We start from the raw sequence: 14925 nt of genomic DNA on the forward strand, positions 1-14925 counted from the left end.
CCCCAGTATCCGGGCCCGCGCGCCGCGAACCAGGGATCGCCGATCCCCCGATAACGGCTCTCTGCCGCAGTGGCGGACACCGGCAGAAGCTCAGTGCCATGGACATCACCGGAAACACCGTCTTCATCCCCGGAGCCACCAGCGGCATCGGCCTGGCGCTCGCCCTCGCCCTGCGGGAGCGCGGCAACACCGTGGTCGTCGGCGGCCGGCGCACCGAACTGCTCGACCGGATCGCGGCCGAGCACCCCGGTGTCGAGACCGTCCGGATCGACACCGCCGACGCCGCGAGCGTCCAGGCCGCGGCCAAGGACGTCATCGCCCGCTTCCCGTCGGTCAACGTGCTGATCACCATGGCGGGTGTCATGCGCGTCGAGGACTGGCACCGCCCCGAGTCGTTCCTGGAGTCCGCCGAGGGCATCGTCACGACCAACGTCCTCGGCCCGATCCGCCTGATCGCCGCGTTCGTCGAGCACTTCCAGACGCTGCCGGACGCCACGATCATGACCGTCTCGTCCGGACTCGCCTTCGCGCCGCTGAAGATCACGCCGAGCTACAACGCGTCCAAGGCCGCGATCCACATGCTCAGCGAGACGCTGCGGCTCCAGCTCGCCGACACGTCGGTGAAGGTCGTGGAGCTGGAGCCGCCGGCCGTGCAGACGGACCTGCTGCCGGGCCACGCCGAGAACGAGCACGCCATGCCGCTCGGCGAGTACGTCGCCGAGGTCATGAGCATCGTCGAGACCCAGCCCGACGCCCGTGAGATCCAGGTCGAGCGCGTGAAGTTCCTGCGCTACGGCGAGGCGCGCGGCGACTACGACCAGGTGGTCGCCGCGATCAACGTCGAGGACCCGCACGGGAAGTGATCAGCTGGATCCCACGGCAGGCGTCGTTCGAGCACGGCGCCGGTAGCGTGGGCCCATGCCACAGATCACCGTCGAGCACTCCGCCGAGCTGGGCGAGGCCTTCGACCGCCGCGCCTTCGCCCTCGCGCTGCACCGGACCGTGGGGCCGCTGGTCAGCGCGGAGGTGCCGGCGTTCAAGACGCGGTTCCGCACGATCGAGGAGTCCGTGATCGGCGACGGCTCGCCCGCGGCGATGCTCCACATCAGGGTGGGGCTGCTGACGGGCCGGTCGGTCGAGCTCAAGCAGGAGGTCGGGCGGGTGGCCATCGGGATCGCGCGCGATCACCTCAAGCCGGTGGAGGGGCTGCCGACCCAGGTGACGCTCGAGGTGTACGACCTGGACCGCGAGCAGTACCAGAAGTTCGTCCTATAGCATGAATGCCGCACTGACCTGCGGAAATGCGACTCTCGCAGGTCAATACGGCTACGTTTGACGTTAGTCAAGACGAAGGAGGCAGCGCCTCCTTCGTTGGCTCCTTCATCGGCCTTTGATCATGAAAACGATGATCAAGCGGAGATCGTTTCCAGCGCACGAAAAGCCATCCGAACTGGGCTTCATCCAGAATAGGCGGGCTGATTCAGCCCATGGGAGGACCGGCTTTAAACCTGCGGCCCCTTGACTCCTAGATACGAGTTCACGGCCTTCCGACCTGCATAAACACGGTTCCCCGCCACTTGGTGCAGGTGGCGCTTGTTCCATCACGTTGATCGCAGCTGGTCACTGCCCCGAAGATCCACTCCTGCTCGGAACAGTTAAGCGCCTGCGTCCATGACCCTCATACTGCCGGATTGGTATAGCAAGCCTCTGACCTTCGAAAATAAAGAATTCATGGTCAGACAGTGTCGTTGACTGCCGTTGAGCACCATTGCGTGACGTTCCACGCCAGGAGCCGCTCCAGGATCCGCTCTCGCCCATCTCATACATACCCGCGTCGACAGCACCTGGCGATCATCATCCCGGCAATTCACGTCGACCGCCTGACCATCGCTCTCCCTCGCCACCCGCCAGAGCTGACCGACACGACCTGTGCCCACACCCCCAGCGCGGGCACCCGTCGAACAGACTGCCGTCCCGCGCTACGCGGATAGAACTCGTCAGCTACCCGGTCTCCTGACCTGCCACTTCGACGCGGCGATCACGCAGTTCGGAGATCTTCGCGTTGACTCCGACGGAGACGCTGGTCGTCCGGTAGCCGAGCAGGTGGTTGATCCTGATCATGTGCTCGTTGTCGCTGCCGGTCCCGGTGTGCACGCGGTCGATTTCCGGCCGTTGTTCCCGCAACCACCGCAGCATCCGGGCCTTGACGCACAACCCGAGCCCACGGCCGCGCTCGGCGGGGACCACCACGGTGTCCCGCTGAACGCCCCAGGTGGGCAGCGTCGGGTAGAAGTCCAACAGGGTCAGCGCGGCGACCTCGCCCGTGGCCTCGTTCACCGCGAGGACACCGCGCCGGCCGATGCCGCTCGTGCGCAGTTCCGCCTCCGACTTCCGGACCAGGTCGACCGTCCACACCGGAAACACCACACCGGACTCGCCGATCGGTGCGTCGCGCATGGCAGTGAGAGCGCGAGCAAATGAGTCCACCGATTCGTCCGGCACCTCGCCGGACCAGTCCACCACTCGGTACCCATCGGGGACGGACACCTCCCACGCCACCGGATCCACGTCCGCTGTGTCCAGCCACTGGACCACCATCGACTTGGCGGTGCGCAGGCCGACGGCGTTCGCCCAGCGGCGCCCGGGACCGTCCTCTGGCAGGTCCCAGCCCTCGACGACCGTCCTGCCGCGCGCCTCCAGCAGCGGTAGCAGCAGGTGCAGGACAGCAGTGCCGACGCCCGCGCGCCGCCGGTCGGGGACGACCGTGATGCTCGTCAGCGCGACCTGGTCGCTCTCGCCCTCCAACAGGTACGCGCTGGCCGTCGCCACCAACTCGCCGTCCCGGCGCGCGCCCCAGAACTCACGCGGGCCGTAACCCGCGTCGGGCAGGCGGAGGTCGGCGATCCACCTGTCGAACGGTTGCGCCTCCCGATCAGGCTTCTCCTGTTTCCGGACAGCCATCGCGAACGCATACCAAGCCAGCAGATCAATCTGCTCCGCCTGATCCGGATCGAACGCTTCGAGCTCGATTTCCCGGTCATCATCGGTCCCTTCGTTGCGCACGACCTGACGCCACGGCGCACACATCACGGCGAGCACGCTGATCATCACCAGGCCGAAGACGGGCAGGTTTCGACTACGTCCACCCGTCGGTCGACGACCACAGCAGACTGGCCTACTGCGAGATCCTGCCCGACGAGAAAGGCCCGACCTGCGCGGGTTTCCTCACCCGCCGCGCCATCACCTACTTCGCCCGCCACGGCATCCGGCAGAAGTTCATCAAACCCCACTGCCCCTGGCAGAACGGCAAAGTCGAACGACTCAACCGCACCCTGCAAACCGACCTGATGGCCAGATATACCTAGAGGGCGAGGTCGTCAAGGATGTAGTTCAGCACCTCCGGCGCGCAACCACGTGATCCGCTCATCGAGCCATCTCGACCAGGCCCTCCTCGGTCGAGTCCAGCGTGACCACACCGTCGAAGTTGTACCCGTCGTCGCCGAAGATCACGTCGATGTCCTCCGGCACGAGTTTCCGGTACCAAATGGCGAACTTCACCACCAGGTCGAGGCCGTCCTTCAGAAGGTATGAGCCACCGAGCTGCGCAACGACGAGGCAGAGCAGTCTCAGGGCCCACGGCCATGACGTCAGACGACGCATCCCGATCACTGCAGCTCAGCGGGCAAGCGCAGAGTTCTGGCACCCCACAGGACTCCGATACGTCATGATCTGCGGCAGGCAAGGCGAAGTCAGGGGAGGTGTCGCCGTGTCGGTTGTGCCGGTCGAACACGGGTCGGTCGATGTCAGCACTGGGGCGGGTGCCTGATGGCGGGCGAGAACCCACTGGTCGCCGCGCCGCCCTCCCAGCCGGGCGGGTTCGTGAACGCGGGCACTGGCGACAACGGGTGGGCGACCGGCATCTCCATCGCCGAGTCCGCGATGGACACGTACAACGGCATCAAAGACGGCAACTGGATCGAGGGCGGCCTCGGCCTGGTCGGGCTCGCCGCAGACGCCGCCGCGATGGCCATCGACCCGTTCGGCACCCTGCTGTCCTCCGCCGCGTCGTTCCTGATGGAACACGTGCAACCGTTGAAGGACATGCTCGACTGGCTGGCCGGCAACCCGCCCGTGATCGAGTCGTACTCCACGACGTGGAACAACGTGGCCACCGAGCTGGGGAAGATCGCCGAGGACTACAACGCGGCGGTCAAGTCCGGCATCGAGACGTGGACCGGCGCGGCGGCCGACGCGTACCGCACCGACTCGAAGGCGCAGGGTGACGCCCTGAGCGGCGCCGCGTCCGCCGCCGGGACCGTCGGCACCGTCGTCGGCTTGATGGGCATGGTCGTCGCGTTCGTGCGCGAGATGGTGCGCGACCTGATCGCAGACCTGGTCGGCAAGCTCATCGCCTGGGTGCTGGAGGCCGCGTTCACGCTGGGCTTCGGGACGCCGGTGATCGTCGCGCAGGCCGTGACGGCGATCTCCAAGTGGGCCGCGAAGATCGCGAAGATCATCCAGGACCTGCTGAACACCATCAAGAGGGTCTCGCCGATGCTGAAGCGTCTGGTCGAGGTCTTCGAGAAGATCATGAAGGTCGTCGGGAAGCTCGCGGGCAAGGTCACAGGCCTCGACGTCCTGGACCCGAAGAACATCAAGGCGGGCGGCTTCCTCCAGACGGGCGACCCCGACGTCGGCCTGCCGTCCGGCTCGACGCGCGGCGGCGACTCGTCCTCGAGTTCGCCTTCCGGCTCTGATCCGGGCCCCGGCTCTGATTCCCGGTCTGGTTCGGGCGCCGGCTCCGAGACACCGCCCTCGACCCGGCCGGCCGACACGACGAACACGACGAGTAGCACCACCGCGCCGACCGCGGACTCGCCGAGGAGCGACGCCCCGACCGGTTCGTCGAGGCCGGGGCGCGACCCGAGCGGCGGGCCGGACCTCGACTCGCCGCGCGGGGGACCTGCTCCCGGCGGTAACGGCCCGATGGGCGAGCCCCGCAGCGGGCCGAGCGGCAGCAGTCCGGTCGGCGACCACCGAGGCGGTCCGGGACAGCCCGCGCCTGGTGGCAACCACCCCGGCATTGGCGACCGCGGCCCCTACGGACAGCCCTCACCCGGCGGGAACCTCCCCAACTCCTCCGCCAGTGGCGGTGGCACGGCTGACGGTGGGCCGAACGGCGGCGGTTCGCCCAGCGGCGGCGCAGGCGGCGCCAGCCCCGGTGGCGCGAACTCCGCACCACCTCCGGCGCGGTTCGACCAGACCTCCGCCTCGACCACGGCCGACGCTCCCGCTCGCCCCGACCAGCCCCCTACCGGCGGCCCCAGCACCGGCCCTCAGAGCGGTCAGCCCAACCCAGGCGGCACGCCTCCGCCCGGCATCCCCGCCGGTGGCGCGCCCGGAGGTGCTCCTGGTGGTACGCCGGGTGGTAGTGCTCCCGGTGGTGGCGGCGCACGTCCCGGCTCCGGCGGTGGCTGGACCGGAACGCCCGGAAGCCGGGGCGACGTCGGCTCCGGCATCCCGGCGGCGCGAGGTGCGGAAGGCCCCCGGCCTTCCCCGTACGGCCCGACGCACGGCGGGCCCGGCCCGTCGCACACCGTGCCGAGCGCTCACGGCCCTTCCCACGGTGGCTCGTCACCGAACGGCGCCCCTCACGGCAGCCCGCCGCACGCGGGTCCGGGGCCGTCGCACACGAACCCCGGCAACGGCCCGGTCCAATCCGGACCGCCCCACGGCGGCTTGCCGCACACCAACCCCACGCACAACGGGCCACCCAGCACCGGTCCCGCCAACACGCGCCCGCACAGCGGTCCCGGCCCCTCGCAGAGCGGCCCGCCGCACTCCGGGCCGACCCACTCCGGGCCGACCCACTCCGGGCCGACCCACAGCGGTCCCCTGCACAACTCGCCTGGGACCACCAGCCCTTCGTACAACGGCCCAGGCAACACCGGACCGTCCAACACCAGCCCCGGTCACAACGGGCCGCCGCACAGCGGGCATGCCTACACGAGTCCGTCGCAGGCAGGTCCGCCTCACGCGAACCCGCCCCACCAAGGCGCCGGCAACACGGGCCCGTCCCACGCCAACCCGCCCCACGGCAACCCGGCCCCCGGCGGCGCGCCCCACACCAACCAGCCCCACACCAACCAGCCCCACACCAACCAGCCCAACACCGGACCGCAGAGCCGGGGCCCGGCGCCGACGTCCCACCCCAACGTGCCGCACCAGCCGTCGTCCCCGCACGTCCCGAACCGGCCCTTCGACGGCCCGCCACTCCAGCGTCACCCGGACGCACAGACGCCGTCCCCGCGCAACGCGCCGGACGGCGTGTCTCCTCGGCACACCCCAGAGCCGACCCCGCGCCAGGAAGCGGCCCCGCACCAGCGGCCCGACCAGGACCCCTGGTCACCGCCGCCGCGCGATCCGGACGGTCTCGGCACGGCGGACCGGCCGGACATCGACGACGCCCACGCCCGGTACGGCGAGACGACCCCCGCCGGTATCTCGCACCACCGGGGCGACTCGGGGATGGGCGACCTGCCGCAGCGCGTCCCGCACGATCCGCGCTACTTCACCGCCGACGTCCACATCACCCCGGACGGCCGGGCCCGCATCGGCAACCACGGCTACAGCCCGGAAGAGTACGGGGACCTGTTGCGGCGCAACGGGTGGGACGGCAAGACGCCGATCCGGCTGATCGGGTGCGACGCGGGTTCGAACGACTTCGCCAACCGGCTTTCCCGGCACACCGGCGCGGACGTCCTCGCGCCGACCAAGCCCGCCTGGACCGACAGCAACGGCCGCGTCTACACCAGTGACGCCGAGGTCGATCCCGACGGCAACCGCCGGCCGCGTATTCCGCCGAATGGTGAGTGGGAGACGCACAGTCCGGACGACACCCGAACCAGGGCCGGCGACGACGGTTTCGTGCCGGGCACGAACGACGCCGACAAGCACGACCTGGACCCGGACGACGCACGGGACCGCGCCGCACGGGACAACACGGTCACCGACCCGCCGGAGGGCCGCGACCCGACGCCGCAGCGGACCGTGCCGTGGGATCCGCCCCAGGACCTGCCGCGCGTGGACGTGGAGGTCGACCCGAACCAGCGCGTCCTCGACTTCAACGGCGGTCCGCCACTGGAGCCGAACTCCCGCGTCGTCGTCCACAACCCGGACGGCTCGGTGCGCGGCACGTACTACACGGACGCGAACCGCAACGTCACGCACGTCGACACGAACGTGCCGAACACCCGCAACAGCGCGGGCGTCCCGGTCAACCCGGACACCGCCCGGCCCCAGCCGGGTGTCGTGTACCAGGTGGACACCGGGGTCGGCACGCAGACGTTCCGCGGCCAGGAGACGCCCGACGGCGGAACGCCCCGCCCTGACACCACCGCGGGCACGACGGACACCGACCGGACCGGCGGCACGAACAGCACAAACGGCACGAACGACACCGGCACGCCCGACGCGTCGCCGGCCCACCGCCCTGCCGAACGCTTCGACGACTTCGACCAGTCGCGTACGCCCCCCGCCGTGGAGTGGAACCCGCCCGGCGGCCCCGACGGGACCTACCGGTCGATGCCGCCGCACGAGAACTACAACCCGACTCCCCCGCCGGACGGAGACGGCCCGTTCTCCCTGCGCGGCAACGACCCGGACAACCCGCTCCAGCCTCATGCCCGCTACGACGTCTACAACGACAACGGCGACTGGCACGGCACCTTCTACACCGACGCCGACGGCCGGGTGTCGCACGTGCACACCTGGTCGGGCAACAGCACCCAGGGCTTCAACCCCGAACTGGGCACCGCGGAGACGTGGGACGCGGGCCTGCCGGTCCCGGCGCCGAACACGACGTTCGCGGTCGGACCGCGGCACATGGACGGCATGGACCCCCAAGTGCCCCAACAGATGTACCGCACCGACGTGCACGGCGACACCGTCGCCGCGAGCGGCCGCCCGGTGTACCCGCCGAGCGGCACCAGAGCCGAGGACTTCTGGGGCCCGCGGCGCGGTGTCGAGCCGGGCTCGCCCGGCGAGGGCGTCCAGCCCGACACCGGCCGGATCGCGAGCGGTGGACCGGAGGGCTACAAGAGCCCGACCGCGGGCGAGTACGCGCCGTTCAACTACTACGGCAACCGGCACGACCTGTTCAAGTTCGACGGCGGCCACATCGTGCCGTTCGAGGGCGGCGGTCCGGGTGAGCGGATCAACCACGTTCCGCAGTGGGCCTACGAGAACCGCCCGATGAGGATCGACGGCGGGTCGACGGACGACACCTGGCGGCGGATGGAGGAGGACATCGCACGGCGCTCGGCGGTCGACGGCACGACCGTCGACCGGGTGGACTTCTTCGCCGAGCGCACCACGCCGGACATCCACACACCGGACAAGCTGCACGTGCGCTACCACCTCACGGTGTCCGACCCGCCGCCGCCCAAGACCGATCTCGTGATCAGGAGCTTCCACAATGTCCCCGAACCCGCGAGGAACAACCGGGTCGTCCTCCCCCCGCCCACCCCGTGAGCGACAGCAGGAGCTGCTGCAGGAGATCGGCCGTGACCTGCTCGGTGGGTGCCCGGAGGGCTGGTCCCGGATCGACCTGCGCGCGTCGGTGGCCCTCACTCAGGACCTGATGTCCCTCGTCGTGCTCATGCCGGACCACTCCAGCCCGTCCGCTGACCTGCCGCTGTCGGTGGGTCAGGCGTTGCGGGAGTTGCGCGAGCTGATGTACACGGAGGAGCGCGGTACGTGGTTCTCGCTGCGGTACACGATGGACCCGCCGGCCGCGTTCCACGTCACCTACAACTACGACTTCGACCCGAAGTGGTCCCCGGACCTGAGCCCGCATGAGTGGGCACTCGACCTGGAACACTTCCCGCGCGCGCCGGAGCACGTCCCCGGCTGGCTGCGCGCCAAGCTGCCCGACGACAACGACGACCAGCCGACTGCGGGATACTGAGATCATGACGGAACCACTCAACCCGGTTCAGCAGGACGAGCTGCTCCAACGGATCACCGGACGGCTGGTGCTGGACCTGCCGGCGGGGTGGAACCACCTCCAGGTCGACTACAAGGCCCTCGGCGACCACGTCGAGGCGAGTGGCCTGCTGCGCATGACGAACGGCGCCCTGTACGGCTGGGACCTGCCCGACGAGGTGCCCGGCCTGTTCGCCCGGCTGCGCGCCGGGATGACCCGCCCGGAGCGCGGCACGTGGCTGCACGCCACCTACTGGCTCGACTACCCGGACAACTACGCGATCGAGTACAACCGCCACGACGAGCCGCGTTTCCGCACCCCGCCGCCCCCGCCGGCCCACGCCCGGGAACTGGAGCTCTTCCCGCGCGCCGACGAGCACGTGCCGGACTGGCTGCGGGCCGCCGTCACGCCGTGATCCGGCATCCTGTGCCGAGCACGGACACGCTGCGTATCAAGTTCGGACGTAGTGGAAGTTCCCGAAGCGCCGAACACGGCGAATGACCAAGCGCATCAGCTCGCGCTACGGCTTCCGGGTGTGCGTGTCCGACGGCACCGGTTCCTCCGGTCGGTGCCGTTGAGGTTCGTCATCTGAGGTCCGCCGCGGCGGCGCAGTACCGCCAGAACGCGGCCACGTCCTCCTCCGCGGTGCCCGGCAGCAGGTGCGTAGGACGTTCACGGCGGTCGTGCCAGAACCGTCCGGCGCGGGGAGCGGGTTCCGTCGCGGCGAGCCAGACGACCGTGTCCGCGCCTTCCTCGGCGGTGCGCAGGAACGCGCCTGTCAGCCGGTGGAACCCCGGCAGCGAACCGGCGACACCTGGTGTGTCGGCCCAGCCGGGATGCATGCCGTGCACGGCGATGCCGTCGGCTGCGTAGCGCTCCGTCAGCAACGGGACGAGCGTGACCTGCATGCGTTTCGTGCGGGCGTAGGCGGTCGCGCCCTTGTACGTGCCCTCGCGGTACTCGGGGTCGTCGGCGCGGAGGCGTTGGGTGTACATGCCGCCGGAGGAGACGAGCACGACCCGTGGGTCCGCGGAGGCCGCGAGCAGCGGGCGCAGCAGGTCGGTCATCAGCAGCGGGCCCAGCACGTGCGTGGCGAACGTCAGCTCGTGTCCCTCCGCGGTGACCGTGCGCTCCTGCGGCAGGACCCCGGCGTTGTGCACCAGCACGTCCACGCGGTCGATCTCCGCGGCGAACCGGCGCACGGACTCCAGGCTCGACACGTCGCAGTGCCGGACCAGGACGGTGGCGCCGGGGACCGCGGCGACGATCCCGGCCCGGGCCGCCTCGCCCTTGCGTTCGTCGCGCACCGCCAGCACCACGTCCGCGCCGAGGCGGGCCAGCCCCAGTGCCGTCGCCTCGCCGATGCCCGAACCGGCTCCGGTCACGACGGCCCTGGTGCCGTGCAGCGCGCCGGGTTCCAGGTCGGACCAGCTCCTCCTGCGGAGCCGGTAGCCCCACTTCGAGTAGCCGGGGACCACGAGCCGGTCGGCCACGGTGTCGAGCACGCTGATCAGTTCGCTCACCTCTGGTGTTCGTCAGCCGAAGCGCAGCGGTTTCCTCGCGGGCTCGTCCAGCACACGTGACGCCAGCCACGCGAGACCGTCGGCGGTACCGGCCGGCGTGCCCGTCGGCTGGACGACGTGGCTGAGCACCGTCCTCGTCATGAGGTCGACCAGCACCTCGACCTGCTCGCCCGTCAGGCCGGTCCGGTAGGACTCGACCCGTGCCGCGAGCATCGCCTTGACGTCGGTGAGCAGGGTTTCCGCCTGGGTGGTCAGCAGCGGCACCAGTTCGGTGTCGGCGCCGTGCGTCGCCGAGGCGATGGCGCGGACCAGCAGGTTGCCGCGGGCGAGTTCGAGGACGTCCCGGACGGCGTCGTGGACGGCCTCGACGAGGTTGTCGGCGTGGCGGTCGAAGGCGGCGCTGATCGCGCTGAGGAACCGGTCGAGCTCGTGCGCGAGCATCGCGTCGGCGAGGGAGTTCTTGGAGCCGATCTCGTTGTAGACGGTCTGGCGGCTGACGCCGACCTGCCCGGCGAGCCGCGTCATGGTGACCGCGGCCCAGCCGTCGCGGGCCGTCATCTCGATCGCCGCCTCGACGATCGGCTGCCGGCGACCCGAGGCCGCCGCTGGGGAACCCATGACCAGATCCTAGGCCGATGTCACGCGTCCCGGCGCGACGAAGTCGATCTTCTCGCGCACTCCGCAGTCCGGGCAGCACCAGGTGTCCGGGATGTCCGCCCACGGCGTTCCGGCGGGGAAGCCCTCGCGCGGGTCGCCGGTCTTCTCGTCGTAGACGTAGCCGCAGCCGGGGCACATGCCACCCGCGGTCGCGTCGCCAGGGCTGTCCGCGACGACGTCTGGACCCGAGCCCGTGCCGCCGTAGCGGGCGAGCACCTTCACGCGCTTGCCGGGCTGGATGTTGGCGCGGCCGATGTCCCCGCCGAAGTGGTCGCGCACCCGCGGGTCCATCATGCGCCGCCACAGCGGTGGCACCAGGGCCAGCAGGATCATGCCCGCGTAGCCGGTCGGCAGTACCGGGGACTCGGCGAAGTCGCGCAGGGTCTGGTAGCGCCGGGTCGGGTTGGCGTGGTGGTCACTGTGCCGCTGAAGGTGGTAGAGCAGGACGTTCGTGGCGATGTTGTTGGAGTTCCAGCTGTGGCTCGGGTCGACCCGCTCGTAACGCCTGCGGCCCGGCGCGCCGGCCATCTGCCGCAGCATCCCGTAGTGCTCCATGTAGTTCACGACCTCCAGCAGCGAGAAGCCGATCACCGCCTGGATCAGCAGGTACGGCACGATGCCGGCGCCGAGCCACACGATCATGGCCGCCCACAGCACCGCCGACATCAGCCACGCGTTGAGCACGTCGTTGCCCAGGCGGTACGGGTGCCGGTCGCGCCGCGCGTACCTCTTGCGTTCGAGCCGCCAGGCCGAGGCGATCGAGCCGAGGACGGTGCGCGGCCAGAACCGGTAGAAGCTCTCCCCCACCCTGCTGCTCGCCGGGTCCTCCGGTGTCGCGACCCGCACGTGGTGGCCGCGGTTGTGCTCGATGTAGAAGTGGCCGTAGAAGCTCTGCGCCAGCGCGATCTTCGACAGCCAGCGTTCGTGGCTCTCCTTCTTGTGCCCCAGTTCGTGCGCGGTGTTGATGCCGATGCCGCCGATGCACCCGATCGACACCGCGAGGCCGATCTTGTCCACGACGGACAGATCACCGCGGGCGATCAGCCAGAACGCCGCCACGAAACCGGCGTACTGGATCGGCAGGAACAGGTACGTGATCCAGCGGTAGTAGCGGTCGTTCTCCAGCCGCTCGATCACGTCGTCGGGCGGGTTGGCGCGGTCGAGCCCGGCGACGAGGTCGATCGCCGGGACGACGAGCAGCACCACGATCGGGCCGATCCAGAACCACACGCCCCAGCCCGTCGCCGCGTGCATCCCGATGGCAAGGAACGCCAGGGACGGCACGACCAGCCCCAGCAGCCACAGGTACCGCTTGCCGTCCGTCCACTGCTCGGTTGAGCCGACGGGCACCGTTGCCTTCTTGTCGCTCATGCCACGCTCCTCCGGGAGGTTGACAGAACGGTAGGGCACGTAAAGTCAGTTTGACAAGGAAGCGCTATTTGTAAACCGCGAGCAGGGTCGTCGCGCGCCTCCGGTAGGCGACGGCCGACACCGACACGCACACGGTCACGCCGGGGAGCACGGCGTCGAGTGCTGCGGCGATGTCGTGCACGGCCCGCTGAGGCGAGCTTCCGCGCCACACCACGACTTCCAGGTAGATCTCGGCGTCCGACGACAGCTCGACGCTGTGCACCGCCGGGTGGCACAGGGTGGTCTGCTCCACGAGCGACAGCCTCTGGTCTTCGGTCAGGGGCGTGCGCAACTGGACGACTCGGTGGCTGGGGCTGGACAACGGGCACTCCTCGGGCGACTCGTGCGGGGTGACAGTCAGGACCACGGAGGTTCCCGGTTCGTCACGCGCGTTCACCGAATCGAGGTACCCCCAGCAGCCGCAGGTAGGCCAGCAAGGGCTGCGAGTGGCTGTGCAGGTTCGCGACCGGGTAGGCCTGCATCGCGGTGCCGAAGTCCGGCAGCGCCCACGTTTCGCCGGGACGGTCGCTGTCCGGCGCGAGGTAGCAGTCAGGGCCGGACAAGGTCCCCGTCCACACCTCCGGATAGGCGGCGGTGTGCGCGTGGAGGGTCATGCGCCGCCACTCGTCCCACGCCAGTTCCGGGTCGTAACGGGAAGCCGCCCAGATCAGCGTCATGTTGACCGAGGCCCAAACCTGGCCTTGCGCGCCTTCGGGAACGGGCCAGCGATGGCGGGCGCCCAGCGGCGAACCGGCCCGGCAGGTCTCGTCGATCGTCTTGAGCAACGCGCGTGCCTGCTCCGGGGTGGCGGCGCCGCATAGGATCGCCCACGGCTGCACCTCGAGCCACAGGTCGTGGTCGCCGACGACCTTGCCGCCGGGGCCGTGCGCGCGCCGGAACCACCGGCCGTTCCACTCCTGCGCCACCAACTCGCGGAACCTCGCCGCGCGTTGCCGTGCCTCGGAAGCCGTTGCGGTGTCGCCCCAGCGTTCGGCGAGGCTCGCGTAGACCGGGAGCACCCAGGCGGCCATGGCGGAGTTCAGGACCGACTCGCCGCGCTCGACCATCACCTCACGGTCCACTCCGGACTCCGTGACGGCGAGGTCGTTCCAGTCGGCGTTGAGGATCCGCACGTGCCCGTGCTCGCCGACGCCGACCTCGTCCGCGAAGAACCTGAACTGGCGCCGCAGGTTCTCGGCGAGCGGAACGGAATCGGCGGCGTGGCAGGGGTGGTACGGCACAGGCTCGCCGAACGCGGCGAGGTCACCGGTCACGACCGCGTACTCGGCGGCGAGCCAGAGGGCCCACAGGTTCTGGTCGGACGGGCGGAACAGCTGCGTCCAGGGCTGCTTGCGGCCGTCGAGCGCGTACGGCAGATCGCCGTCGGGACTGCCCCACGCACAGGTGTTGCGCAGCACCGACAGCGCGAGATCGGGTTCGAAGTGGACCAGCGGGAGCGCGTGCTGCAGCGGATCCCTTGCGGCGCCGTTGAAACCGTGGCGGAACGAGTACGCGGACCCCTGGTTCAGGGTGTGTCCACCGAGTACGCCGTCCTCGCAGGCTCCACCGGTCAGGAGTGCCAGGTGCCACGCGATCTCGGCGGCCGCCTCCGCTGCGTGCGGAACGGTGATGGACGGAAGGCGCGCACGCAGGCCCGCCAGGCTCGTCGAGTAGACGGCCTCGGGATCGGCGGGCCCGTCGAGCAGCCCGAAGCGGAACCACGCGGTCGTCCGCTCCCCCGGCGCCAGCTCCAGCCCGGCCTCGACGGTCAGGAGCCCGGCGGTGGTCTCCGCCCGTCCGCCACCGAAGTTCTCCAGCGCGACCACAGGTGCGTCCGGCGGAGGGTCACCCCGCGCGGGCCCGAATTCGAGGTCCACGAGGCGTGGCCGCACGTCCCACTCCTCGGTCAACGCCCCGCGCACGACCTCCGCACCCCGGTTGAGCACGTCGACCTTGATCAAGACCCATGGCGCCGCGCCTTCCGGGCACAGCACGGTCCGCTCGATGCCGACGGAATCCGACGCCACCGCCGTCCGGCAAAAGGTCGGCCCGAACAGCTTCACCGCCGCGGAGTCCGTGGCCAGTGCGCCGAAGCGGGCGACGCCGGTGCGTTCGGCGAGCCACCGGCAGCCGAGGTGTTCGTCCCACACGCCGGTCAGCCCGTCGCTGTCGGCCACCAGGGTGACCCGGCGGTTGCCCAGGTGCACCCGGTGCCTCGACGTCGGCGGGTCGATGATCGGATCCCACGGCCGGGGGCCTGCCCGGTACTCGAACGCGGGCAGGCCCTCGACCGTCGTCCACTCGCCGAACGCGCTCACAGTGGAAGCGTTGCGGCAGAACCCTCACACG

The 14925-nt window shown here is 70.3% G+C and carries 12 protein-coding genes and 1 pseudogene; 6 read left to right on the forward strand and 7 right to left on the reverse strand.

What is annotated here, in order from left to right:
* Nucleotides 1-98 precede the first annotated feature (98 nt).
* Nucleotides 99-863, forward strand: a complete 765-nt coding sequence (locus tag LX88_RS40020; RefSeq protein ID WP_258952965.1) for an SDR family oxidoreductase — start codon at nucleotides 99-101, stop codon at nucleotides 861-863.
* Nucleotides 864-918: 55 nt separating this feature from the next.
* Complete coding sequence (locus LX88_RS40025) at nucleotides 919-1275, forward strand: 5-carboxymethyl-2-hydroxymuconate Delta-isomerase (RefSeq protein WP_258952966.1); 357 nt, start codon at nucleotides 919-921, stop codon at nucleotides 1273-1275.
* 726 nt (nucleotides 1276-2001) lie between these two features.
* Here LX88_RS40025 and LX88_RS40030 read toward each other — a convergent pair.
* On the reverse strand, nucleotides 2002-2961 hold the full coding sequence (locus LX88_RS40030; RefSeq protein WP_258952967.1) for a GNAT family N-acetyltransferase: 960 nt from the start codon (nucleotides 2959-2961) through the stop codon (nucleotides 2002-2004).
* Between the two features lie 155 nt (nucleotides 2962-3116).
* Here LX88_RS40030 and LX88_RS40035 point away from each other — a divergent pair.
* Nucleotides 3117-3344, forward strand: a pseudogene (locus LX88_RS40035) (integrase core domain-containing protein); the annotation flags it as partial.
* Between the two features lie 79 nt (nucleotides 3345-3423).
* Here the strand turns inward: LX88_RS40035 and LX88_RS40040 are convergent.
* Entirely contained in the window at nucleotides 3424-3660 is a 237-nt protein-coding gene (locus LX88_RS40040; RefSeq protein ID WP_258952968.1) for a hypothetical protein, read from the reverse strand.
* Nucleotides 3661-3825: 165 nt separating this feature from the next.
* Between LX88_RS40040 and LX88_RS40045 the strand changes: the two genes are divergently transcribed.
* The 3 genes from LX88_RS40045 to LX88_RS40055 are packed head-to-tail and all read left to right on the forward strand — an operon-like array spanning nucleotide 3826 to nucleotide 9401.
* Nucleotides 3826-8532, forward strand: coding sequence for a DUF8616 domain-containing protein (locus LX88_RS40045; protein ID WP_258952969.1), 4707 nt, complete (start codon nucleotides 3826-3828; stop codon nucleotides 8530-8532).
* Nucleotides 8477-8968, forward strand: coding sequence for an antitoxin YezG family protein (locus LX88_RS40050; protein ID WP_258952970.1), 492 nt, complete (start codon nucleotides 8477-8479; stop codon nucleotides 8966-8968). The genes LX88_RS40045 and LX88_RS40050 overlap by 56 nt, the downstream gene beginning before the upstream one ends.
* A gap of 4 nt (nucleotides 8969-8972) precedes the next feature.
* Nucleotides 8973-9401: a hypothetical protein gene (locus LX88_RS40055; protein ID WP_258952971.1), complete on the forward strand. Its 429-nt coding sequence runs from the start codon at nucleotides 8973-8975 to the stop codon at nucleotides 9399-9401.
* Nucleotides 9402-9570: 169 nt separating this feature from the next.
* Here the strand turns inward: LX88_RS40055 and LX88_RS40060 are convergent, their stop codons facing one another.
* The 5 genes from LX88_RS40060 to LX88_RS40085 all read right to left on the reverse strand — a co-directional run bounded on the left by LX88_RS40060 (nucleotide 9571) and on the right by LX88_RS40085 (nucleotide 14894).
* A complete protein-coding gene (locus tag LX88_RS40060) occupies nucleotides 9571-10509 on the reverse strand; it encodes an SDR family NAD(P)-dependent oxidoreductase (RefSeq protein ID WP_258952972.1) in 939 nt (312 codons plus the stop codon).
* A gap of 12 nt (nucleotides 10510-10521) precedes the next feature.
* Nucleotides 10522-11127: a TetR/AcrR family transcriptional regulator gene (locus LX88_RS40065; RefSeq protein WP_258952973.1), complete on the reverse strand. Its 606-nt coding sequence runs from the start codon at nucleotides 11125-11127 to the stop codon at nucleotides 10522-10524.
* A gap of 9 nt (nucleotides 11128-11136) precedes the next feature.
* Nucleotides 11137-12537: a fatty acid desaturase gene (locus tag LX88_RS44085; protein WP_307791975.1), complete on the reverse strand. Its 1401-nt coding sequence runs from the start codon at nucleotides 12535-12537 to the stop codon at nucleotides 11137-11139.
* Between the two features lie 64 nt (nucleotides 12538-12601).
* Nucleotides 12602-12943, reverse strand: a complete 342-nt coding sequence (locus LX88_RS40080) for a hypothetical protein (RefSeq protein WP_258952974.1) — start codon at nucleotides 12941-12943, stop codon at nucleotides 12602-12604.
* A 16-nt stretch (nucleotides 12944-12959) separates the two neighbouring features.
* Complete coding sequence (locus LX88_RS40085; protein WP_258952975.1) at nucleotides 12960-14894, reverse strand: GH36-type glycosyl hydrolase domain-containing protein; 1935 nt, start codon at nucleotides 14892-14894, stop codon at nucleotides 12960-12962.
* Nucleotides 14895-14925: the final 31 nt, after the last annotated feature.

It is taken from the genome of Lentzea californiensis, from assembly GCF_024648825.1.
In the GTDB taxonomy this organism is placed as follows: Bacteria; Actinomycetota; Actinomycetes; order Mycobacteriales; family Pseudonocardiaceae; genus Lentzea; species Lentzea californiensis.

Coding starts and splice junctions, on each gene's coding strand:
- LX88_RS40020 (WP_258952965.1), top strand. CDS start 99: ATGGACATCACCGGAAACACCGTCTTCATCCCCGGAGCCACCAGCGGC.
- LX88_RS40025 (WP_258952966.1), top strand. CDS start 919: ATGCCACAGATCACCGTCGAGCACTCCGCCGAGCTGGGCGAGGCCTTC.
- LX88_RS40030 (WP_258952967.1), bottom strand. CDS start 2,961: ATGGCTGTCCGGAAACAGGAGAAGCCTGATCGGGAGGCGCAACCGTTC.
- LX88_RS40040 (WP_258952968.1), bottom strand. CDS start 3,660: ATGCGTCGTCTGACGTCATGGCCGTGGGCCCTGAGACTGCTCTGCCTC.
- LX88_RS40045 (WP_258952969.1), top strand. CDS start 3,826: ATGGCGGGCGAGAACCCACTGGTCGCCGCGCCGCCCTCCCAGCCGGGC.
- LX88_RS40050 (WP_258952970.1), top strand. CDS start 8,477: ATGTCCCCGAACCCGCGAGGAACAACCGGGTCGTCCTCCCCCCGCCCA.
- LX88_RS40055 (WP_258952971.1), top strand. CDS start 8,973: ATGACGGAACCACTCAACCCGGTTCAGCAGGACGAGCTGCTCCAACGG.
- LX88_RS40065 (WP_258952973.1), bottom strand. CDS start 11,127: ATGGGTTCCCCAGCGGCGGCCTCGGGTCGCCGGCAGCCGATCGTCGAG.
- LX88_RS44085 (WP_307791975.1), bottom strand. CDS start 12,537: ATGAGCGACAAGAAGGCAACGGTGCCCGTCGGCTCAACCGAGCAGTGG.